The organism is Microbacterium sp. TPD7012 (assembly GCF_003075395.1).
Taxonomy (GTDB): Bacteria; Actinomycetota; Actinomycetes; order Actinomycetales; family Microbacteriaceae; genus Microbacterium.
The window spans coordinates 33132-54271 of the sequence record NZ_QDFV01000002.1 but is presented as its reverse complement, the minus strand read 5'-3'; the positions used below and the strand labels follow the sequence as shown (position 1 = coordinate 54271).

General features: G+C 68.9%; 17 protein-coding genes. 9 read left to right on the top strand and 8 right to left on the bottom strand.

The window, feature by feature from the left end:
* The first annotated feature begins 7 nt into the window (after positions 1-7).
* The gene (locus DC434_RS04345; protein ID WP_116634084.1) at positions 8-1537 is read left to right on the top strand and encodes an FAD-dependent oxidoreductase; all 1530 of its coding nucleotides are present in this window, start codon (positions 8-10) and stop codon (positions 1535-1537) included.
* Between the two features lie 9 nt (positions 1538-1546).
* Here DC434_RS04345 and DC434_RS04340 read toward each other — a convergent pair whose 3' ends face one another.
* The 3 genes from DC434_RS04340 to DC434_RS04330 form a co-directional block, all read right to left on the bottom strand.
* Positions 1547-2368, bottom strand: coding sequence for a nitroreductase family protein (locus tag DC434_RS04340; RefSeq protein WP_116634083.1), 822 nt, complete (start codon positions 2366-2368; stop codon positions 1547-1549).
* A 4-nt stretch (positions 2369-2372) separates the two neighbouring features.
* A complete protein-coding gene (locus tag DC434_RS04335) occupies positions 2373-2747 on the bottom strand; it encodes a hypothetical protein (protein ID WP_116634082.1) in 375 nt (124 codons plus the stop codon).
* A 122-nt stretch (positions 2748-2869) separates the two neighbouring features.
* Positions 2870-3649: a MerR family transcriptional regulator gene (locus DC434_RS04330; protein WP_116634081.1), complete on the bottom strand. Its 780-nt coding sequence runs from the start codon at positions 3647-3649 to the stop codon at positions 2870-2872.
* A 213-nt stretch (positions 3650-3862) separates the two neighbouring features.
* Here DC434_RS04330 and DC434_RS04325 point away from each other — a divergent pair, with 213 nt between their 5' ends.
* Positions 3863-4705 carry a DUF4097 family beta strand repeat-containing protein gene (locus tag DC434_RS04325; protein WP_116634080.1) on the top strand — a complete coding sequence of 281 codons (843 nt, stop codon included), beginning with the start codon at positions 3863-3865 and terminating at the stop codon, positions 4703-4705.
* On the top strand, positions 4702-5334 hold the full coding sequence (locus tag DC434_RS04320) for a PadR family transcriptional regulator (protein ID WP_116634079.1): 633 nt from the start codon (positions 4702-4704) through the stop codon (positions 5332-5334). Before DC434_RS04325 ends, DC434_RS04320 begins: the two co-directional genes overlap by 4 nt.
* Positions 5335-5461: 127 nt before the next feature.
* On the opposite strand, the gene DC434_RS04315 is transcribed toward DC434_RS04320, so the two are convergent.
* A complete protein-coding gene (locus tag DC434_RS04315; RefSeq protein WP_116634078.1) occupies positions 5462-6010 on the bottom strand; it encodes a universal stress protein in 549 nt (182 codons plus the stop codon).
* Positions 6011-6159: 149 nt separating this feature from the next.
* Here DC434_RS04315 and DC434_RS04310 point away from each other — a divergent pair, with 149 nt between their 5' ends.
* Positions 6160-6345 (top strand): DUF3073 domain-containing protein, encoded by a 186-nt coding sequence (locus tag DC434_RS04310; RefSeq protein WP_116634077.1) that lies wholly within the window; start codon positions 6160-6162, stop codon positions 6343-6345.
* A 64-nt stretch (positions 6346-6409) separates the two neighbouring features.
* On the opposite strand, the gene DC434_RS04305 is transcribed toward DC434_RS04310, so the two are convergent.
* Positions 6410-6745 carry an L-rhamnose mutarotase gene (locus DC434_RS04305; protein ID WP_116634076.1) on the bottom strand — a complete coding sequence of 112 codons (336 nt, stop codon included), beginning with the start codon at positions 6743-6745 and terminating at the stop codon, positions 6410-6412.
* A 59-nt stretch (positions 6746-6804) separates the two neighbouring features.
* Between DC434_RS04305 and DC434_RS04300 the strand changes: the two genes are divergently transcribed.
* The 4 genes from DC434_RS04300 to DC434_RS04285 all read left to right on the top strand — a co-directional run bounded on the left by DC434_RS04300 (position 6805) and on the right by DC434_RS04285 (position 11127).
* Entirely contained in the window at positions 6805-7605 is an 801-nt protein-coding gene (locus DC434_RS04300; RefSeq protein ID WP_116634075.1) for an MOSC N-terminal beta barrel domain-containing protein, read from the top strand.
* 218 nt (positions 7606-7823) lie between these two features.
* The gene (locus DC434_RS04295) at positions 7824-9137 is read left to right on the top strand and encodes an extracellular solute-binding protein (protein ID WP_116634074.1); all 1314 of its coding nucleotides are present in this window, start codon (positions 7824-7826) and stop codon (positions 9135-9137) included.
* A gap of 89 nt (positions 9138-9226) precedes the next feature.
* The gene (locus tag DC434_RS04290; protein WP_116634073.1) at positions 9227-10204 is read left to right on the top strand and encodes a sugar ABC transporter permease; all 978 of its coding nucleotides are present in this window, start codon (positions 9227-9229) and stop codon (positions 10202-10204) included.
* A complete protein-coding gene (locus tag DC434_RS04285; protein ID WP_116634072.1) occupies positions 10201-11127 on the top strand; it encodes a carbohydrate ABC transporter permease in 927 nt (308 codons plus the stop codon). Before DC434_RS04290 ends, DC434_RS04285 begins: the two co-directional genes overlap by 4 nt.
* 88 nt (positions 11128-11215) lie before the next feature.
* Here DC434_RS04285 and DC434_RS04280 read toward each other — a convergent pair whose 3' ends face one another.
* From DC434_RS04280 to DC434_RS04270, 3 genes are all read right to left on the bottom strand, one after another.
* Positions 11216-12670 (bottom strand): HNH endonuclease signature motif containing protein, encoded by a 1455-nt coding sequence (locus DC434_RS04280; protein WP_116634071.1) that lies wholly within the window; start codon positions 12668-12670, stop codon positions 11216-11218.
* A 136-nt stretch (positions 12671-12806) separates the two neighbouring features.
* Entirely contained in the window at positions 12807-17996 is a 5190-nt protein-coding gene (locus tag DC434_RS04275) for an endo-alpha-N-acetylgalactosaminidase family protein (RefSeq protein WP_116634070.1), read from the bottom strand.
* A gap of 222 nt (positions 17997-18218) precedes the next feature.
* On the bottom strand, positions 18219-20012 hold the full coding sequence (locus DC434_RS04270; protein ID WP_116634069.1) for a beta-galactosidase family protein: 1794 nt from the start codon (positions 20010-20012) through the stop codon (positions 18219-18221).
* Positions 20013-20104: 92 nt separating this feature from the next.
* Here DC434_RS04270 and DC434_RS04265 point away from each other — a divergent pair, with 92 nt between their 5' ends.
* Positions 20105-21139 (top strand): substrate-binding domain-containing protein, encoded by a 1035-nt coding sequence (locus tag DC434_RS04265; protein ID WP_116634068.1) that lies wholly within the window; start codon positions 20105-20107, stop codon positions 21137-21139.
* Position 21140 lies beyond the last annotated feature (1 nt).

Genomic DNA, 21140 nt, shown 5'->3' with positions numbered 1-21140 from the left:
TGAGCGCATGAATCCGCTCTGGAAGACCGGCACGCTCCCGTCCCTCGGCTCGCCGTTCGAGCCGGGTGCCTCGCACGATGTCGTCATCGTGGGAGCGGGGCTCACCGGCCTGAGCACCGCGGTGATGCTGACCCGCGCCGGCCTCGATGTGGCCGTGATCGAGTCGGGCGACATCGCCGAGCTCGCGACCGGAGGGAACACCGGCAAGCTCTCGCTGCTGCAGGGCAAGCGGCTCGCCGAGATCCGCCGGCACCACCCCGCCGCGCTCGTGCGCGCCTACGTCGACGCGAACCGCGAGGGCATGGAGTGGCTGATCGCGTTCGCCGACAGCGCGGGAGTCCCGTACACGTGGCGCACGGACCACTCCTACGCGCAGACGCCCGACGGACTCGGGACGGTGCGGGCGCAGCATGCCGCCGCACGCGAGGCGGGACTGGCGACGAGGATGCTGACTCCGAGCGACCTGGATGCGACCCCGTTCCCGGTCGCCGGGGCCGTCGCGCTCGACGACCAGGTGACGATCGACCCGGTGGTGATCACGCGCGCCCTCGCAGGGGAGTTCCTCGAGGAGGGCGGGACCCTGCACACCGGCATCCGCGCCACCGGCGTTCACGCACTCCCCTCGGCGCGTGTCGAGACGGCGGACGGACCGCTCTTCGCCGACCACATCGTGCTCGCCACCGGAAGCCCCCTCCTCGACCGCGGCCTGTACTTCACCAAGACCAGCGGGATGCGGTCGTACTGCGTCTCGTTCCGCGTGCCCGGCGAGGCGCCGACCGGCACCTTCCTCTCGGTCGACGCGTCGACCCGCTCGATCCGCCCGGTGACGGAGACCGACGGCCCCGCCGGCACGGCGCAGCTCGTCGTCGGCGGGAACGGCCACCCGGTCGGACGCTCGGACAGCGAGGCCGCGGCGATCGAGGACCTTGTGTCGTGGACCGCGCAGTACTTCCCGGGCGCGGAGGAGACGCACCGCTGGTCGGCGCAGGACTACACCTCGCACAACCAGATCCCGTTCGTCGGAGCGATGCCGCGCGGACTCGGCGCGATCCGATTCGCCACCGGCTACGCGAAGTGGGGGCTCTCGAATGCTCCGGCCGCGGCACTGCGCCTCACCGCCGAGATCCTCGGCACAGGGTGGCGCGACCGGCCCCGCTGGATGAACGCGCTGGCCACACGGCTGACCGTGCCGGCCGATCTCGCGACGGGCGCGGTCGAGGGCGCCAAGGTCGCGGCGGCCGCCGCCTCCGGGTGGGCGGGCGCCGAATCGCGACAGATTCCGGTCCCCCGCCCCGAGGAGGGCAGCGGCGTGCGGGCCAACAGAGCGGGGCTCCCGGTCGGGATCTCGACCGTCGACGGCGTCACACGGGCGGTCTCGGCCGTGTGCACGCATCTCGGCGGGGTGCTCGAATGGAACGACGCGGAGTGCACCTGGGACTGCCCGCTGCACGCCTCCCGCTTCGCTCCCGACGGCACGCGCATCGAAGGCCCGGCACTCAAGGACCTCCCGGAGCTGCCGCGGGTCGGCCGCCCCTGACGCCCGGGCTCACGATTCGTGCGTGAGCCTTCCGGTCGGCGCGTCATCCCAGCCCTGCTGCGGAGAGTCGCAGGTCTCGCGGAACACGTACTGGGACGCGAGCTTGCGCTGGCTGCTCGACCAGTCGATCGCCGGACGGCGCTGCTCGGGCGGCAGGTAGCCGAGCCGGTACACGGCCATCAGCTCGAGATCGTCCGGAACCTTCAGCAGGCGGATGATCTCCTCCCACCGACCGGGCACCTCCATCGGGAAGGAGATGAACTGGATGCCCATGCCGAGCTCGACCGTGGTGAGCCAGATGTTCTCCATGGCCGCGCCCATGCTGAACACCGAGTAGAACGACGAGAGCTGACCGGGGCGGTACTCGCTGCGATCCAGCATGACCCCGAGCAGCAGCGGGGATCCCGCGACGAGCTTCCGGTTCTCGGAGCCCAGGGTCTTCGGCACGCCGAACGTGTTCATCAGCGTCTGGCCGCGCTTGGTGAACACCTGGCTCGTGAACGGCCGGAGCGCGGCAGGGAGCTTGTCGAACAGCATCCCGCTGCGCTTCTCCTCCATCTCGGCCTCGCTGAAGCGGAAGTACGGCTTGTACCGCTCGAAGAAGGTGCCGTTCGACATCGCCTCGGTCATGCTCTCGCCCGAGATGCGCGCGATCTCCTCGATGGTGTCGCGGCTCTCGATCACGACGAACCGCCAGGGCTGACTGTTCAGCTGGGAGGGAGCGCGTCCCGCCGCCTCGAGCAGCAGACGCTGGTGCTCCGCGGAGACCGGATCCGGCAGAAGCGGCCCGTTCGTGGTCTTGCGGCGGCGGATGGCGTCGAGCAGTTCCATGCGTTCACTTCCGGTCGGCTCGGAGCGAGCACACGAGGCCCGCGAGGAGGAAAGGGGCGGCGGCGAGCGCGGTGAGCGGATGCCGGCGACCGTGGGTCCCGAGATACGGGATGGCCGCGAGAGGCGCGGCGGCGGGAAGGAGCAGGAGGGCCGCGCGGCGGCTCGCTTCGCGCGGCGCCGACCGGAACAGGCCCACGACCACAGCGGCCGCGGTCGTCGCGCAGGTCGCGATGTAGATCGCGTGATGCACCCACCGGAAGTTCGCGGTGTCGACGACTCTCGTCGCGACGGCCGTGCCGAGGGCGACGTTGGCGGTGTACGCGGCGGCGGCAGCCACGAACAGCGGCGCAGCGTCGCTGCGTCGGGGTGGCTGCCTCATGCCCCGACCCTACGCCTCACCGCCGGATGCCGAACCACCCCCTTGCGCGCGAGCGGCCCCCTTGAGTACGACCACGAAGGGGTGGCTCGTACGCAAAGGGGCCGCTCGGGTGCGGTGCGACGCTAGAGGTTGCCGTCCGCGTAGATGCGGAGCGCATCGCGGACGAACTCCGCGCCCTGCGTGCCGCCGGATGCGGTCGCGTAGTTCGCGCCGAAGCGCGGGTCGGCGACATACATCTCGCCGAGCCCGATCACGTAGCCCTTGACGTCGCCGCCCGGGACGGATGCAGGAGTGCCGGGCACACCGGTCAGCCACTCGACGTGGCGACGGGCGACGGCCTGAGCCTCAGCGGATGCCGGATCGACACCGCTCTCGGCGGCGGCGATCCAGTCGCGTGCGAGATCGGACACGCGCTGCTGCCAGTCGGCACGCTCGGCATCCGTCATCCCGCGCCACCAGCGGTCGCTGTCGGCGTAGGCCTTCTTGCCCCAACGGTCCTCGACCTCCTCCTTGTACCGGGTGTGGTCGAAGCCGTCGAACATGTTCTCTGCCATGAGTTCTTCACCTCCTCTCAATGCGTCGATGGTGGATTCGACCGACGCGATCTGTCGCGCCAGCCGGGTCTGCTCCTCGCGCAGCAGCGCGAGATGGGTCTGCAGGGCGGATGCCTCCTCACTCTCCTTCGCGAGGATCTCGGCGATCTGCGGTAGCCCGAGCCCGAGTTCCCTCAGCAGCAGGATGCGCTGCAGACGCACGAGAGCCTGTCCGTCGTAGTGGCGATAGCCGTTGGTCGCGATGCGCGACGGCGGGAGCAGCCCGACGTCGTCGTAGTGACGCAGCGTGCGGCTGGTGGTTCCCGCGAGCCGCGCGATCTCCTGAATGGACCAGTCCTTCTGCTCCATCTGCAGCCTCCTTCCGTTGTCGATGTCTCGACTCTAGAAGTTGACGTTACGTCAAGGTCAAGCCGGCATCGGGATTCGGAACAAGGCGCTGCCCTGACGCGGGCGGCGCCTTTTCTGTGAAGTCAACCGGCCCTCTTGACATGATCGAGATATATCGTGTTACTCTCAATCCACACGATATATCTCGATCCCCCGAAACCAGGAGAAGCAGACATGACCGAGAAGTGGCTCATCGCCCCCGGCGAGGAACGCGTCATCGACATCGAATCCATCAGCCGGCTCAAGGTCGGTCTCGTCGGCGGCCAGGTCGACATCGTCGCGCACGACGAACCCGGCATCCGCATCGAGGTGCACGGCGTCACCACCAAGGACCTCCGCATCGAATCCCACGACGGCGAGGTCGAGATCGACCACCCGCAGCTCGGCTGGGACAACTTCCTCGAGGTGTTCCGCAACTTCGGCTCCGGCGGCCCCCGCGCCGAGGTGAGCGTGGCCGTTCCGCGGTCGATCGCCCTGAACCTCGGCGTCGTCAGCGCCGGCGCCCTGGTGTCCGGCATCCGCAACGACGCCCGGCTCAACACCGTCTCCGGCGACATCATCGTCGACACCCTCATCGGCGATCTCAACGTCAACTCCGTCTCGGGCGATGTGCAGGTGCGCGGACTCACCGGCTCGATCACCGCCAACAGCGTCTCGGGCGATGTGGCCGTCACCGGGGCCGTGCGCAAGGCGACCGTCGACATCGTCTCCGGCTCGACGCTGGTGGATGCCGCGGGCGACGTGAACACCATCAACGTCAACTCCGTCTCGGGCGGGACCACCGTGCGCCTCGACGAGTCGCTCGCCGCGAACTACGTCATCCGCTCGCTCAGCGGACGCCTGCTCATCGACGGGGTGGAGCGCAGCTCCTCCGGGCCCAGCAACTACACCGGCACCACCGGCGAGCTCGCCGGACGCTTCGTCGACCTCCGGGCGAACTCCGTCTCCGGCGGCGTCACGGTGCTCCGCCGCGCTCCCGAATCGATCACGAACGACGCGGAGTGGGAGGAATCATGAGCCCCGCCGTCTTCTCCCACGGCGACCTTCGCCTGTACCTGCTGTCGCTTCTCGCCGAAGCGCCGCAGCACGGCTACGGCATCATCCAGTCGCTCACCGATCGCACCGGGGGCACCTACACTCCCAGCGCCGGCACCATCTACCCGCGACTCGCAAAGCTCGAGGAGGAGGGCCTGGTCTCCAAGACCGTCGACGGCCGCACCACCATCTACGCGATCACCGATGCCGGCCGCGCCGAACTCGCGTCGCGCGAGGGCGACCTCGCCGGCATCGAGGCGGGTCTCACGGACTCCGTGCGGCTCATCGCGAACGAGGTGCGTCAGAGCGTGAAAGAGGCCATGAAGAGCCTCCGGGCCGACCTCGCCTCAGCCGAGCACGACGAGCGCTCGGCCGCGAAGACCCGACCGCGCGCCGCGTCGGATGACGCCCGCATCATCAGTCGCGAAGAACTGCACCGTGCGGATGCCGTGGTCAACGCCTTCCGCGCACGGGTGCGGACCGATCTGCGCACCCACGTCGCGAAAGGCGGCGTGCTCCCGGCATCCGTCGTCAGCGAGCTCGAGGACGGGCTGGATGCCGCCGCGCACGCGGTGACCCGCGCGCTCGGAGCGCTCGGCTCCGGCCGCTGACGGGGCGGCCACGAGAGGCCCGGTGTCCGTCGAGGACACCGGGCCTCTCGTGCGTCCAGTCCGCCGAGGCGCCATACCCTGACGGCATGAGGTTGACCGGACGAAGGGGTCTCTGAGCGGAAGGAACCTACGCGTTCTCCGGCCAGATCTCCTTCTGCGAATCCGGCACGGACTCCCCGAGCGGGACGACCAGCACGGACCGATGCTGACGATGCGTGAGCCGCGCCGCCACCGAGCCGGTGAAGAACTCCCGGATCGACTCGCCGATCCCGCGCTTGCGCGTGCCGACCACGATCAGCGACGCGTCGAGCTTGTTCGCGAGCTGCTTGATCGCCAGGGCGGGATCCCCGACCAGCTGCCGCGCGGTCCAGGTGAGACCGGTCCCGTCGAGGAGAGACGCGGCCGCCGCCTGCACGGCTTCGAACTCGGCCACCCCCGCGTCGAAGTTGATGTCGATGGGGGCGGAGTGCACGTAGCCGTCGGGGTCCTCGTAGGTGACGAAGCGGGTGACGTCCACGTGCGCGACGACGAGCGGCGCACTGAGCAAACGGGCGAAGCGGACGGCCTCGTCGATCACATGCCGATCCTGATCGGGCTGCATGCCCACGATGACGGCTTTCTGCAGCGCTACGTTCTGTGCGGCCTCGTCGGACGGGGTGGAGGTGCTGTCAGTCATGAGAATCGCTCCGTTCACCTGCCTGGCGTCGGCCAGAGGGTCTTACCCGCGTGCTATTCTGAATGCTACTCTTACCGGCTTCGAGCCGGTGTCGTGAAATGCATCGGGCTCCTGTCGCCCGCAGCTGAAATCGTGAGGGGGTCTGGCGTATGGGCCGTGGCCGTCAGAAGGCGAAGCACACAAAGATCGCCCGCGAACTCAAGGCGTACAGTCCGTCGGTGAACTACTCCGCGCTCGAGCGCGAGCTGGGTCATCCGACAGACGAAGACGCCTACGTCGACAAGTGGGCCGACGAGTACGCAGACGAAGACGAGGACGAGCTGGAAAAGGCCTGACCGCCTGCTCCGTCGTTCCGCCCCCGTGCGACCCACGGGGGCTTCGTCGTGCCCGCGGAACGGGTCAGGACGCGCTCGACCGCTGATCCTCCAGCGACCAGACCTGCTCGATCGGCAGGAACCCCTCTTCGCCGTCGGGTCCGTGGAAGCCGTCGACGAACCGACCGATATCGGCCTGCCATGCGGCATTCGCCGGCGCGGCGTCGACGATGCGCATCGCCCGGTCGAAGTCGTCGCACTCGACCAGGTGGAACAGGTTCCTGCCCGACCGCCAGATGATCCAGTCGTGGATGCCGGCTTCGGCGAACAGGTCGCGCAGGTCGTCAGGGATCCGTGCGTGATGCGATCGGTACTGGTCGACGGCTCCGTCCACGATGACCGAGTGCAGGGCGATGCGCATGTTTCCTCCTAGCCGGTGACCCCCGGCGACAGTGTGACGTGACCTGCGAGAATCATTTCATGGCCCGTGTCGTCGCTCTCTACCGTCACCCGATCAAGGGGCTCACCCCCGAATCCCTCGAATCGCTCACGGTGCAGGCGGACGGCAGGGTCGCGGGCGACCGGGTGCTCGCATTCCGCTTCGCCGATGCGGTCACCCCGGAGGACGACGGCGGGCTCGACTACTGGCCCAAGTCGAAGGGGCTCGCCCTGCAGGACTTCCCGGCACTGGCCGCGCTGCGCACGAGCTACGACGACGCGTCACGGCGCCTGCGGATCGAACACGACGGCCGCGTGCTCGCCGAGGCGGGGATCGACGACGCCGGACGGGCCGAACTCGTGGCCGCGGTCACCGACTTCACCCTCTCGACGCGGGAAGGTCGCCGGCTGCAGCGCCCTGGTCGACTCCCCCTCGCCCTCGTCGGCGACGGGGAGACGTCGAGGTTCCAGGATCGCGCGCGCGGGTACGTGTCGGTGCACAGCCGCGGCAGCACCTTGGCCCTGAGCGACGCGCTCGACCTTCCCGTCGATGACCGCCGCTTCCGTTCCAACATCGTCATCGACGGCGTCGCCCCGTGGTCAGAACTCGACTGGGAGGGCGAGGTGCGCATCGGCACCGTCGCGTTCCGGACGGCCGGTCCCATCGTGCGCTGCCTGGCGACGCACGCGAACCCCGACACGGGCGTGCGCGATGCCAAGGTGCTCACCACCCTCACCGGAGCGCTCGCACAGGGCGAGCCGACGCTCGGGCGTCTCCTGCTCCCCACCGACGAGACCGCGGAGGGCATCGTGCGCCTCGGCGACGAGGTGCTGACCGCCTGAAGCACTGTCGGGTCATCCGCGCGGAATGCCCCGCTCTCCTCGCTCGTCAAGCAATGTCAGCGCTATCCTCGTGCGCACGGCGATCGGCATGAACAGTTACGTTCGCGGGCTTGTGAACGCAAACATTCTGATGTTTAATGTCCATGATCAGTACCGCGGTGAAGCGACCCGGCATCCCGGCGATCCTGTAAGAACCTGACCTCGAAGAGGAGAACAGCATGGCTTCCACATCCCCTGCCACACGGGCGGCCGCGATCATCGCGGTCGGCGCTGTGTCCGCCTTCGGCCTCGCGGCCTGCTCCTCGGGCGACGCCCCTGCCGGAGACGGTGGCGGTGAGCCGATCACGATCGAGTACATCCACCGTCTCCCCGACGGCGAGGGGATGACCAGCGTCGCCGAGATCGTCGACCGCTGGAACGCCGAGCACCCCGACATCCAGGTCGAGCCGACCAAGTTCGACGGCAAGGCCGCGGATCTCGTCCTCAAGCTCGAGACCGACATCAAGGCGAAGAACGGCCCGTGCCTCGCCCAGGTCGGGTACGCCGAGGTTCCCCAGCTCTACGTGAAGGGCATGCTGGAGGACGTCGCGTCCGAGGCGAAGAAGTACGAGGACGACTTCTCGGCCGGGGCGTTCAGCGGCATGAGGGTCGGCGACGCCGTCGTCGGCCTTCCGACGGACACCGGGCCCCTCGTGTACTTCTACAACGAGACGGCGTTCGCGGCTCTCGGCGTCGAGGCACCCGCGACGCTCGACGACCTCGCAGCCACGTCGGCGACCGCTGCCGCCGCCGGCAAGTTCGCGACCGCCTTCACGCCCGACGAGGCCCAGTACTGGCTCTCCGCGCAGGCCGCCGCCGCGGGCGACACCTGGTTCTCCACCGAGGGCGACGAGTGGCGGGTGGATGCCGAGGGCAAGGGCGCTGAGCGCGTCGCCGCCTTCTGGCAGGGCCTGCTCGACGACAAGCAGACGCTCGCCACCGAGCGCTGGGGCGAGGGCTTCACGGCGGCGCTCAACGACGGCAGCCTGATCGGGCACGTCGGTGCGGCGTGGGAGGCCGGCTTCCTGCTCGACTCCCTCGACGGCACCCCCGCCGAGGGACAGTGGCGCGTCGCACAGCTGCCGGACTTCGGTGCCGGCGCTCAGAGCGGTCCGGACGGAGGCTCCGGCATCGGAGTGATGAAGGGCTGCGAGCACCCCGCCGAGGCGATGGAGTTCAACGACTGGTTCAACACCCAGGTGGACGACCTGTCTTCGCAGGGTCTCGTCGTCGCCGCCAAGGGCAGCGTGAAGACCCCCGAGAAGATGCTGCGCCAATTCGGCGGACAGGACGTCCTCGCCGAGCTGGGCACGGCCACAGGGAACCTGAACCCCGACTTCCCCTACGCTCCCGGATTCTCGACACTGTCGAAGATGAACGAGACCGCGGCGGCAGCCGTGGCCGGCACAGCCACCGTCGCCGACATCTTCACGACGGCCCAGGAGACGGCCGTCGCGTCGCTGAAGGACCTCGGTCTGCCGGTCGCCGAGTAGGCGCGCGGCAGAGCATCATCGGATGATCGGCGGCGGGGCACACGAACGGTCGTGCACCCCGCCGCCGTCACCAATCGAGAGGCAGCACAATGGTCGTAGCGACCGAGGAGCGGCGCATGTCACCGGCATCCGTTCCCCCGACCCGTCCTGAGCCCGGCCGCCGACGCGGCCGCGGAACCCGTCGGGAGGGCCTCACGGGCTGGCTGTTCATGGCCCCCTTCGCCATCCTGTTCGCGGTGGTCTTCCTGGTGCCGATCATCGTGTCGGTGCGCTCGTCCTTCTTCGCGCAGGTCCCGTCGGGTGGCGGACTGTACGGCGGCGGCGAGCTGGTCGATGCCTTCGTCGGCCTGGACAACTTCGCGGCTGCGGCGACCAACGGCGCGTTCTGGGCCGGCATGGGCCGCGTGGTCCTGTACGCGGGGCTGCAGATCCCGGTGATGATCATCGTCGCACTCGCGCTCGCCCTCCTGCTCGACTCGTACATACTCCGTCGCCCGGCGCTCTTCCGCCTCGCGTTCTTCCTCCCGTATGCGGTGCCCGGCATCATCGCCGCGATGATGTGGCTGTATCTGTACACGCCGGAGGTCTCGCCGCTGCTGCCCTACCTGCCCGAAGGCACCGACTTCATGTCGCCCCAGACGATCCTCTTCTCGATGGCGAACATGACGACCTGGACCTACACCGGCTACAACATGCTCATCTTCCTGTCGGCGTTGCAGGCGGTGCCTCGTGATCTGTACGAGGCCGCACGCCTCGACGGGGCGTCAGGATTCCAGGTCGCGATGCGCATCAAGGTGCCGCTGGTGCGCGGAGCCGCCCTCCTCGCGGTGCTGCTCTCGATCATCGGCACGATCCAGCTCTTCAACGAGCCGGTGATCATGGAGGCCTCCAACACCTGGATGGGCAAGGACTTCACTCCGATGATGCTGACCTACAACACGATGATGGGCGAGATCTCTCCGTCGGGCAGCGGGCCCGCGTCCGCCTACTCCCTCCTCATGGCCCTGATCGCAGGCGTGCTCGCGATCGTCTACGCGCTGCTGCAGCGCCGGAAGGGGGACTCATGACCACCACTTCCCTCCTGACCACGTTCGACCCGTCCGCGAAGCGGGGCCGCCGCCGCCGCGCGCAGGCCCCCGATGCCCCACCCCCGTCCATGGCGCCGGGACCGGTCGCTCGGGCATTCGGCATCATCACCCTGGTCATCGCGACGCTGTACTTCCTCGTTCCGGTGTACTGGCTCATCGTCGCCTCGACGAAGAACAACACGGATCTGACGTCGACGTTCGGCTTCTGGTTCGCCGAGTGGAACCTCGAGACGAACTACGACAGCCTCATGGGCTGGACGCAGGGGCTCTTCTGGCGCTGGGTCGGGAACTCGCTCTTCTACTCGGTGAGCGCGGGCATCATCGGCACCCTGTTCGCCGTGATGGCGGGTTACGCCATCGCCAAGTTCGCCTTCCCCGGCAAGAAGATCGCCGTGGGCGTGATCATGGCCGGCCTCCTGCTGCCGGTGGCGCTGCTCACCGTGCCGCTGTACATCGAGTTCCATGCTCTGGGACTGACGAATACGGCGTGGGCGATCATCATCCCGTCCGCGGTCTCACCGTTCGGCGTGTTCCTGGGCATGGTCTACGCCCAGTCATCGGTGCCGACCGAGCTCCTGGAGGCCGCCCGCATCGACGGCGCCGGCGAAGCGCGGATCTTCTTCACCATCGTGCTGCGACTGCTCGGGCCTGCGATGGTGACGATCTTCCTCTTCATCTTCGTGGCCACGTGGAACAACTTCCTGCTGCCCCTGATGATGATCTCCAGCGCCGACCTGAAGCCGGTGACGCAGGGCCTGTACGGCATGATGACCTACTTCTCGCCGGACAAGGGAGCGGTGATGCTCGGCGCCCTGCTGGGTGTGATCCCGCTCATCATCCTGTTCTTCAGCCTGCAGCGCTACTGGCGTTCAGGCCTCGCGGCCGGCGCCGTCAAGGGCTGAGCGCCGGCGTCGCGTCTCGCGTCTCGGAGCGCGTGTCGGAGCGCGTCTCGGAGCGCGTCTCGCGACACCGTCGGTCAGGTCCCTTGCGTCAGATGAACATGACGCGGTGGGTGGGTCGGTCGGTGTAGGCGTGTCCGAGGGGGCTGTGCCAGGTGATGGTGCCGTCTTGGCGCTGTTGTGCGGTCCACCGGTGTGTGTCGGGGATGTCGGGGTGTTTGAGGGTGTGGTGGGTGCGGCAGAGGTGGGCGAGGTTGTCGAGCCTGGTCTTGCCGCCCTTCGCGTGGTCGTGGGTGTGGTCGATGTCGCACCGGTGCACGGGCATGCGGCATCCGGGGAATCGGCAGTGCTGGTCCCGGGCGCGGAGGAACCTCCGCATCCCCTCCGTCGGGGTATAGGTATCCGTCTCCCGGACCATCCCGTCGGGGTCCAGGAACAGGCGTGACCACCCGGCGTTCCTCCCGGCGAGGTCGCGGGCGATGTCCGGGTGCAGGGGGCCGTGCCCGTCGAGGTCTGCTGGCCGATCATCGGCGCCGGCGAGCGTGCTCCCGGAGATCGTGACCTGGATGCGACCCTGGATGTTGTCGAGCCCGTCGCCGTGGGCGGCGCTCGGGTCGGCGGTGAGCAGGAGATCGGCGAGCAGGTCCGCCTGCACCTGGTCCCAGGTGCGGGTGTCGGCGGGGGCGTGCTCGGTCTCGGTGTCGGTGTCGGTGTCGGTGTCGGTGTCGGTGTCGGTGTCGGGATCCATCGCGAACGTGTCGTCGCTGAAGATCACGCGTCCGTCGTCGCAGGCATCGTCCGAACCCGAGCCCGAGCCGGAGGCATCGTCGGAGTCGTTGTCGGCGACGCGCATGCCGTCGGAACCGTCACCGGCATGCGCACGGTTCCGGATCACCTGTCGAGTCATCTGCGCCAGCCGGTCCGCGATCGCGACCGCGAGCCATTCCGGCAACACGGCCGTCAACAACGCGAGCCCGTCTCCGACTGAACGCACCTTCACGCACCGCTCCGAGGCCGCTCGCTTGTGCCGGTCCGTGACCGTCTCCCCGACCAACGCCGCCGCGACCTCTTTCGCGTGCGCGCCCGTCCGCGCCGCGGTCTCCCGCTCCGCGAACACCAGCACCGCCGCCTCATACAACCCCATCACGCCGGCATCCACCCGCTTGTTCCGGACCGCCTCCGCCACGATCGCACTCTCCCGCACGATCTCCCGCACATGCCCGCTGCTGATCCGGCCCGCCGCGAACGCCTCCCACACCGCGGGCAACTCGCCACTCACCGTGCGGGCGTCGGTGAACGCGAACTCGATCGACCCCTGAGGGATCCGCCCCGCGGCAGAGAACTCCGCGACCATCGACCGGTAGATCGCATCCCGATGAAACGGACTCCCCGCCACATCGGCATCGTGGATGGAGATCTGATCCACGAGCAACCCCATCGCCTCGCACTCCAGCACCGCGATCTGCCGCTTCTTCTCCACCCACGCCTCCAGCACACGACGCCGCTTATCGAGGTCGAGGTGAAGATCCGTCCGCCACTGTGCCATACCCCCACATTAGAACATACATTCGAATATGGCAGTATATTCCGCGGCAGGAATCCTCCCTGGCGATCGCGCGAGACGGCCCGGAGGGAACTCCCTCCGGGCCGTCTCGCCGCGCCTCAGCGGCGAAGCGAACCGCTCAGCCGACCCGACGTCGGCGCGTCCACAGCACCCCGCCGAGAAGTATCAGCGCCAGCGCCGACAGGCCGACTGCCGCCCACAGCGCTCCATCCGCTCCGGTCTCCGAGAGGCTGCCACCGGCAGCCCCGGGTGCGGCCGTCACTGCGAGACCCGTGCGGGCGAGCTCCGCGCCTTCGGCATCCGTCACGACGATCGAATGCTGTCCGGCCGGAGTCGCCGCGGGGATCACGACCCGCGCCAGAGCATTCCCGTCCGCGTCGACCGTCACATCGCCCAGCTTCACCGGCTCGGAGTGCAGCCAGACCTGCACGGCATCGCCGGGCTCGAAGCTGCGCAGCTGCACATCGACGCTGGATCCGCCTCGAACCGTCTCGACAGACACCGTCACCGTCGCGTCCTTCGCCGGCTTCGCCTTCTTCACCTTCAGCGGCGCACTGGCGACCGGTTCGCCCGAGGCGTCCTTGACGATCACCTCGTGCTTCCCGACTTCGGTCGCCAGCGGGATGAGCAGCCGACTCGTCAGCGCCCCCTCGCCATCGACCGCGGCATCGGCGATCTTCACCTCGCCGAGCCAGAAGGACACCGCGGAGCTCGGCTCGAAGCCCGTGAGCTCCGCCCCGACCGTCTCGCCGGCGCGGACCGATGTGGCATCGAGACTCAGCTCCGGATCGGTGACGGGGGTGCATTCGTCGATGTCGTCGGCCGGACGCTCCTTCGGTGCATGTCCGCTCTGCGGTGCGGCCGTGCCGTAGATCGCGATCTCGGCGACGGCGGAGAACTGCGACCCCGAGATCGACGACGTCGCGGTCACTCGCACGTACCGGGCCGTCGTCTCCTCGAAGCTCACGTCCTGCCACTCGGCGACGTTCTTCCACTCTCCTGTGGTCACGGGGGTGAACGTCTGCCCGTCGGCCGAGACGGCGACCTCGTAGCCCTTGATCGGACCGTTCGTGTTCGCCGTCCGGCGCAGGTACGAGATGCCGTCGACCTGTTCGGCAGCGCCGAGGTCGAACGTCAGCACGTGCGGATAGGCCGTGGCATCGGCGGCCCAGCGGCTGACCCAGAAGGTCCCGGCTTCGCCGTCGAGCATGTTCGCCGCCTTGCCGTCTTCGTTCACCGTCTCCTCGGAGTTCGCCGAGGCCGTGATCTGCTCGTTCGGGATCCGCGCCCGCGTCGCGACCGTCGCCTGCACCGAGGTCGCGACCGACCGCACGTCGCAGTCGGCGAGGTAGGTCGCCTCGATGCCGATGCCGACCGATGCGCCGGCCGCTTCCGCCGGGGCGGTGATCAGCCAGGTCGTCTCGACGCTGTCGCCCGCATCGACGGTCTCGAACAGGTTCGAGGAGCCGTCTGCAACCTCGACCGCATACCCCTCCGGCACAGCGAGCTCCACTCCGATGTTCTCGACGGCGATGTCCTCGCTGTTCGTGAACGTCGAGGTGAACGTCGACTGCCCGCCCGGGCTCAGGACCGCGGCTCCGCCCGAGACCGTGGCGCACGGCGTGCCGCCCGTCGTCGGTCCGAGGTCCGTCACCGTGAAGTCGTCGAGCACGAAGTCGACCTCCGGGCCGCCGACGCGTTCGAGTCCCACCCAGGTGTAGTCGCCGCATCCGACCTTCACGTCCTGGACGAACGACGTCGTCTCCAGAGCCTGGGCGAGATCGGTTCGTCCGAGGGTCGTCGAGGTCGCCTCGCCGGCGGCGAGGGCATCCGTGCCCGTCACCCAGCGATAGGCCCCGCTCGCTCCGACCTGGTAGTCGAATCCGACACGGTAGGTGTGTCCGGCCTGCAGCGAGACGAGCGTCGGGTCGGTGCGGTAGACGACGCCGCTGAGCTCCGAGTGCGACAGCAGCGAGTGATCGCCGTGCAGGGTCGAGTCGACCGCGAGACCGGCTTGCGCACCACCCGGGGCGAACGGACGAGCGGTGTTGCGCCAGTCGCTGCCCGTGTACGGGTCGTGACGGCGGGAGATGCTGGTGCGGATGCCGCCCGGATCGCCCGAGTAGACGAACGGACCCCAGCCGGGCTGGTTGCCCTCGAAGTCGCTCGAGTACACCGTGCCTTCCGTCGGCGCCGTCGTGGTGTCGACCATGACCCGCGCATTGTCGACGCGGACCTTCGCCTCACCCGCGGGTGCGGCGATCGAGACGGTCACCTCGCCGGATGCCGGGGCCAGGAACGAGACCGTGCCGCGCTGGTAATGCTGTCCCGCCTTCGAATCCGGGAGCATGAGGTTGAGCGTCGGAGACAGGTTCCAGGTGCGGGTGATCGCGCCGGCAGGGGTGTCGACCGCGACGACGACGTCGCGAGCCGCGGTCTGGTCGATCTGCACCTGCGCCGAGAAGGAGTACCGCTGTCCGGGAGCGAGCCCGGTGACCGTCTGCGAGATCGACGACGCGGCCGCACCCAGCACGGCGACGTTGTCGCCACGCGACTGGTTCTTCTGCGCGCCGAGGTCGGTGCGCTCGATCGAGACGTCGCCCTGCGGGTGCCAGCCGTCGAGAGTTCCGGCGTTGAAGCCGGGGTCGTCGAGTCCTGCGTCGTGGTAGTCGACGGGGGCGCGCTCGGCTCCGCCCTGCGGCACCACGACGTAGGCGGTGTTCTCGTCGCCGCTGAGCGTGAGCTCGCCGTTCACCGCATCGACGGTCGAGACCTTCTGACGACCCTGGTCGCCCAGCTCGAACACGTCGAAGGCGGTGTTGCCGCTGAACGCGTCGGTCACCCCGAACGTGTGGGAGCCGCCGGATGCCGAGAAGAAGTACATCTTGTCGGCGTCGACCGGCGAACCGGCGTCGGCGCTCGATGCGAGGGTCTGCCACGGCAGCAGGTAGGAATCGCCGCGGAGGACGGTCGCGTCGCCCATGGTGATGACCCTGTCGCCGCCGTCGATGGAGATGCCCACGTCATCCGTCAGCGTCGCCGACGTTCCCGCCTCGTACGTGAGGAGATCGAACTGCTGGATGAACTTCGTCGGGAGGCTCTGCGTCCAGATGTTGCCGATGAAGCCGTCCCAGTTGCGGTTGCCGCTCCACCCCTCGGCATCGATGAGCCGCTGCTGGCCGAGGAGCGCGTCGTCGTTCCAGATGTCCGCCTGACCGTTCTGGATGAACCGGACCATCGTCGAATTGATGCCCTTGTTCTCCTTGCCGCCGTAGGCGAGGTCGTTCGGCCAATGCGCCCAGACGGAGTCGTCGACGAACTTGTCGCCCCACTCGGTCGCGACCTCGAGGTCCATCGCATGCAGCTCGTCCGCCAGCTCTTCGGCGACCCACCCGTTCGAGTAGTAGACGTCGATGTACACGCCGCTGAGGCCAGGGACCTCGTCGCGCAGCTGCTGGAAGCGGTCGAGTACGCGTCCGGTGCCGAGGTCGGTCTGCTGGTTGATGTAGTAGGACTGATCGAGCCAGTTCCACCCGGGCTTGTACGGGGCGGCACCGTCGAGGATCGCCGGATCGAACGAGTTCGCCTGCGGGTAGATCTCGGTCGCGTTGACGTGCACGCTCATGTCGGCGTTGAGCTTCGCTCCCTCGTCGACCAGGCGGTTGAGGTCGTCGACACCACCGGCGCGCTCATTGGGGTTTCCGCCGTAGTCGGTGTTCGCCGAGTCGTGCCCCTCGCTGCCGAAGCCCTTGTTGAGCACCCACTGGCCGAGGCCGTCGGTCTGATTCGCGATGCGCTTGGTGTTGTCGAGCGTGAGGTCGAAGTAGTTGGTCGCGGTCGAGGCGAAGTTGAACGGGATGCGGCTGACCACGCGCTCCGCGACCCGGTCGGCGCCGAGGCGCACGGTGTCGACCTCGCGATAGCGGATGCCGGCGTCCTGCCAGTCGACGGCGGCGTCGCCGTTGCGGTCGGACGTGAGGAACACGGTCACCTTCGGCAGCTCGTACGTCGTCACCCGCGCATCGACGGCGGTCGTCGGGTGGATCAGCCAGGGGCTCGATCCGATCTCGGCCGTGCGTCCGCCGGCGGTCGTCACGCGAGTGAGAAGGCGGGTGTTCCACGACGGCGTCCCACCCGATGCCTGCGTCGTCGCGTTCGTGAGCACACTGCCGACGAGGGCGCCGTCGCCGAGGAATGCGAAGGCCGCCCCCTTCTGACCGGTGGCGGTCGCGTCGTTCACCACGATGTGCTCATCGGCGTTCGTCGTGCTGTTCGGATCGATGACCGTGCGGTCGAGGACGGATCCGGAATCGTTCGTGGAGAGGAAGGCGTTGTCCGGCAGGCCCAGCGTGTTCACCGCTGCCCCGCCGCCGACCTCGGTCACCTCGAACTCGACGGTGCCCTCCGCCGTGACACGGATGCTGCTGCTCACCGTCACGTCGATGCCCGTGAGCGTCGACACGTAGTCGACTCCGGTCGCGGTGGCCGTCGAGGTGGTCGAGGCGGCGTAGGAGGTGCCGTCGACCGACCAGGTGTTCGCCGACGCGCGCTGGCCGTCGAACGCGGCTCCGCCGACCAGGTAGCCCGTGATCTGCGGGAAGCCCTTCGCGACGGTGGCGGTGGTGCCGCCGTTCGCGATCTCGACCGTCTCGATGTTGACGGGCACCTCCGGCTCCTCGGGCTCTTCGACGATGGGAGGGAGCTCCTCGTCCGAGAGCACCTCGATCTCGCCGGCGCCGGCGCCGTTGCCCGCCATGTCCTGCGCGTCGATGATCAGCAGCGCGACGTAACGGCCGTCCTTCGCGGTGTCGAGCGTGATGCGCTGCTTCTCGTCGTTCGCCGTCGGCGCGTGCAGCGTCGCCGTGGCGGCCGCGTCGCCCCAGCCGCCCTCGGCGGGCGAGGTCGCAGCCGTCTGTGCGTCGTCGGTGACGTACACCTCGACGGTCTTCGCATCGATCCGCTGGCCGACCTTGCCCGAGTAGTCGAGCGCCTTCACCGAGAGCGACCGCTGCAGATCGATCGAGACCCAGTGCGGGAAGGGAGCCAGCTCCGCGTAGCGGGAGACCCACTGCGTCGCGAAGTCGCCGTCGAAGGCGGCGAGCGCCGTGCCGTCGAGCGCGGGCGGCGCGGGGTAGGGATCCGCAGCGCTCGACACCCCGGTCAGGCGATAGTCGGTCTTGGGCACGGGAACCAGATCGGCGGCCAGCGCCGGCGACGCCTGCGCGGCGACGCCGCCGAAGACGAGCGCGGTGACCAGGAGGGAGCTGAGGGTTCGTGCAGTGCGGGGACGTCGGGGACTCTTCGACACGTGGTGCCTCTCGAACGTAGCGTCGCACGGGAGTCGAGACGCCCCGATGCGCCGCAGATGGAAGCCATCAGCAGAAGCTGATGTTTGCGCTATCACCCTACAGTTGCTGTATTCGCAAGACAAGGATTCTTCTTGATCTCTGCGCAAACATTCTCCATGTCGCGACCGGACGCGAAGAGCCGCCCGGCCTTCACGGCCGAGCGGCTCTGCGACCATCCCCGGTCAGGACCCCACGAACTCCTCGGTGTCGCCGAAGACCGGCTCCTCGCAGATCTCGACGGTCGCGCCGACACCGTCGAGATCCAGGACGCGGATCTCGTTGCGCCCGCGCCGCCAGAGCGGGGCGGGCGCATAGAGGGTCTGCTGCGGGCCCACCTTCCAGTACCGGCCGAGCAGGAAATCGTTCAACCACACCATCCCCTTGCCGCCGCCGGGGAAGGCGAGCCAGGCGTCCAGCGCCTCGTCGACGTCGATGTGCGCGACGGCGAGCCCGTCGCGCGCGCCGAACGCGCTCTCGGCATCCGGCGCATCCTGCGGCACGACGCGGTGCGTCCAGGCGTTGACGAAGCGTCGTCCGATCATCACGCCCCGCATGATCCCCTTGCCCTCACCGGTGTACGGGCCGTAGTTGATACGGCCGAGGCTCTCGACGACGATCGTGAGGAGCCCGGTGCGCGCAGAACCGGGCAGGACCATCGACGTGGCGCCGTCCCGCTCCAGCAAGCCGATCCGCTCATCGTCGAGGAACACGGTCGCGCGGTCATGCAGACCCTCGATCGTGAGCGTCGCCCCCTCGGGGAACGACACCGAGGTCTCGTACGCGACGAGCCCGTCCTCCGCGCCGAGCTGCTCGAACGTCTGCGGACGAGGGGTCGGCGCACCCGCGGGAGGTGCCGAGCGGACGACGTCGAGCAGCGATGCCTGCGGCATCAGGGAAGCGGATGCCGCCGCCTGCCGTCGCGGCGACGGCGGGGTCGCCGGCAGCTCCCCGCCGTGGAACGGGGCGAAGAGCTCACGCAGCGCGTGGAACTTGGCGCCGAGCGACCCGTCCTCCCCGATCGGGGCATCGGAGTCGTAGCTGGTCGTCGTGGGCTGGAGCACACGGTCGTGGTTGGCGCCGTTCCAGAGACCGAAGTTCGTGCCGCCGTGCGCCATGTAGAGGCTCACCGAGCCTCCGGCATCGAGCAGCTCGCCGAGGGTGCCGCCCATGCTCGCGACGGAGCGCACATGGTGCCGCTCCCCCCAATGGTCGAACCAGCCGCCCCACAGCTCGCTGCACATGAGCGCCTCGCCGTGCCGGCGCAGCTTCAGGGCCTCGCCGACACCGGTGCCGAAGGTGAAGGTGGTCATCGCGCCGGGGATGCTGCCGTGGGCGACCATGTCGCCCGTGATCCCGTCGGCCGTCGTGAGCATCTCGACCATCCCGCGCGACCGGAGCCCGTCGCGGAGGTGGGCGAGATACTCCTCGTCGCTCCCGAAGGATCCGTACTCGTTCTCCACCTGCACCGCGACGATGGGCCCGCCGTGCGCCGCCTGCAGCGGCACGAGTCGCGGGATGAGCTCGTCGTACCAGGCGTCGACGGCCGCGAGGAAGGCGGGATCGCTGGTGCGCAGTGCGGTGACGCGTCCGGAGAGCCAGTGCGGGATGCCGCCGTTGGACCACTCGGCGCAGATGTAGGGACTCGGCCGGATGAAGACATCGAGCCCGACCTCGCCCGCGATCCGGACGAATCGCTCGACATCACGCCAGTCGTCGAAACGGCGGTCGCCCTCGACCCGCTCGTGGAAGTTCCATGCCACGTACGTGTCGACCGTGTTCGCCCCCATCGCCGCGAGGCGGCGGAGCCGGTCCTCCCACTGGTCAGGGTGCACGCGGAAATAGTGGATCGCGCCGGAGAGGATGCGGTGCTTCTCTCCGTGACGGAGGATCTCGCCGTCACGCCAGGTCAGAGCGGGCGACCGCCCGTCGAGCGCGGCGGGGGCGACGCCGGCAGGCGATGCGAGAAGGTCAGACATGGGGCTCCCAAGAAAGTGTTTGCGCTCACATTATCGCATGCACACGCTCATTGCTCCCCGGAAACCAGCCGTTTGATCGCTATCATTGCTCCATGTCCCCACGCCGCCCTCGAGAGGATCGAGCCCCGAGCCAGGTCGACGTGGCGCGCCTCGCCGGCGTCTCGACGCAGACCGTCTCCCGCGTCATGTCCGCACAGGACAACGTCCGCCCCGACACCGCGCGACGGGTTCTCGCGGCCGTCGAGGAGCTGGGCTACCGCGTGCACGCGGCCGCCGCGTCGCTCGCCTCCGGCCGCTCACGGATCCTCGGCGTCATCGTCGTCTCCACCGACCGATACTCCTCGGCAGCGCTCGGCGTCGGCATCGAGCAGGCGGCCGCGGCGAACGGATACACGGTCACGACCGCAGCGGTTCCGGACCACGCATCGACCGAGTCGTTCCTCGAGGCGTTCGACCGCCTGGAGCGGCAGGGAGCGGAGGGGATCATCCTCGGCATCCCGGTCGAACTCGACAGCCCGGCCATGAGAGCGCGAACAGAGCGCACGCCGTCGACCCGCAGCGAGCGCGCCTCTCTCGACGAGGATGCGCCGCTCGCCGTCGACCAGCGCGCGATCGCCCGCCTCGCCGTGGAGCACCTGTTGGATCTCGGTCACTCCACGGTCTGGCACGTCTCCGGTGACGACTACTGGGCCGAGACGCAGCAGCGCAGCGAGGCGTGGGAGCAGACGCTCCGCGACCGCGGCATCGTGCCGCCTCCGGTGATCCCCGCCGACTGGACCCCCGAGTCGGGATACCGCGCCGGCCGCACGATCGCGGCGATCCCCGAGGTGACCGCTGTCTTCGTCAGCAGCGATGAGATGGCATTCGGCCTGATCCGCGCCCTGCACGAGGCCGGGCGCAGCGTACCGGAGGACGTGTCGGTCGTGAGCGTCGACGACATCGCCCTCGCAGCCTACGCGTCGCCGGCGCTCACGACGGTGCGTCAGCCGTTCGAGGCGATGGGGCGCGCGGCGGCACTCCGGGTGATCGGGCAGATCGAGGGCCATGAGGCCGTCGGCGACGTGCCGTCGACCGATCCGGAGCTCATCGTGCGCTCCTCGACCGCGCCGCCGAGATCGGCGCGCTGAC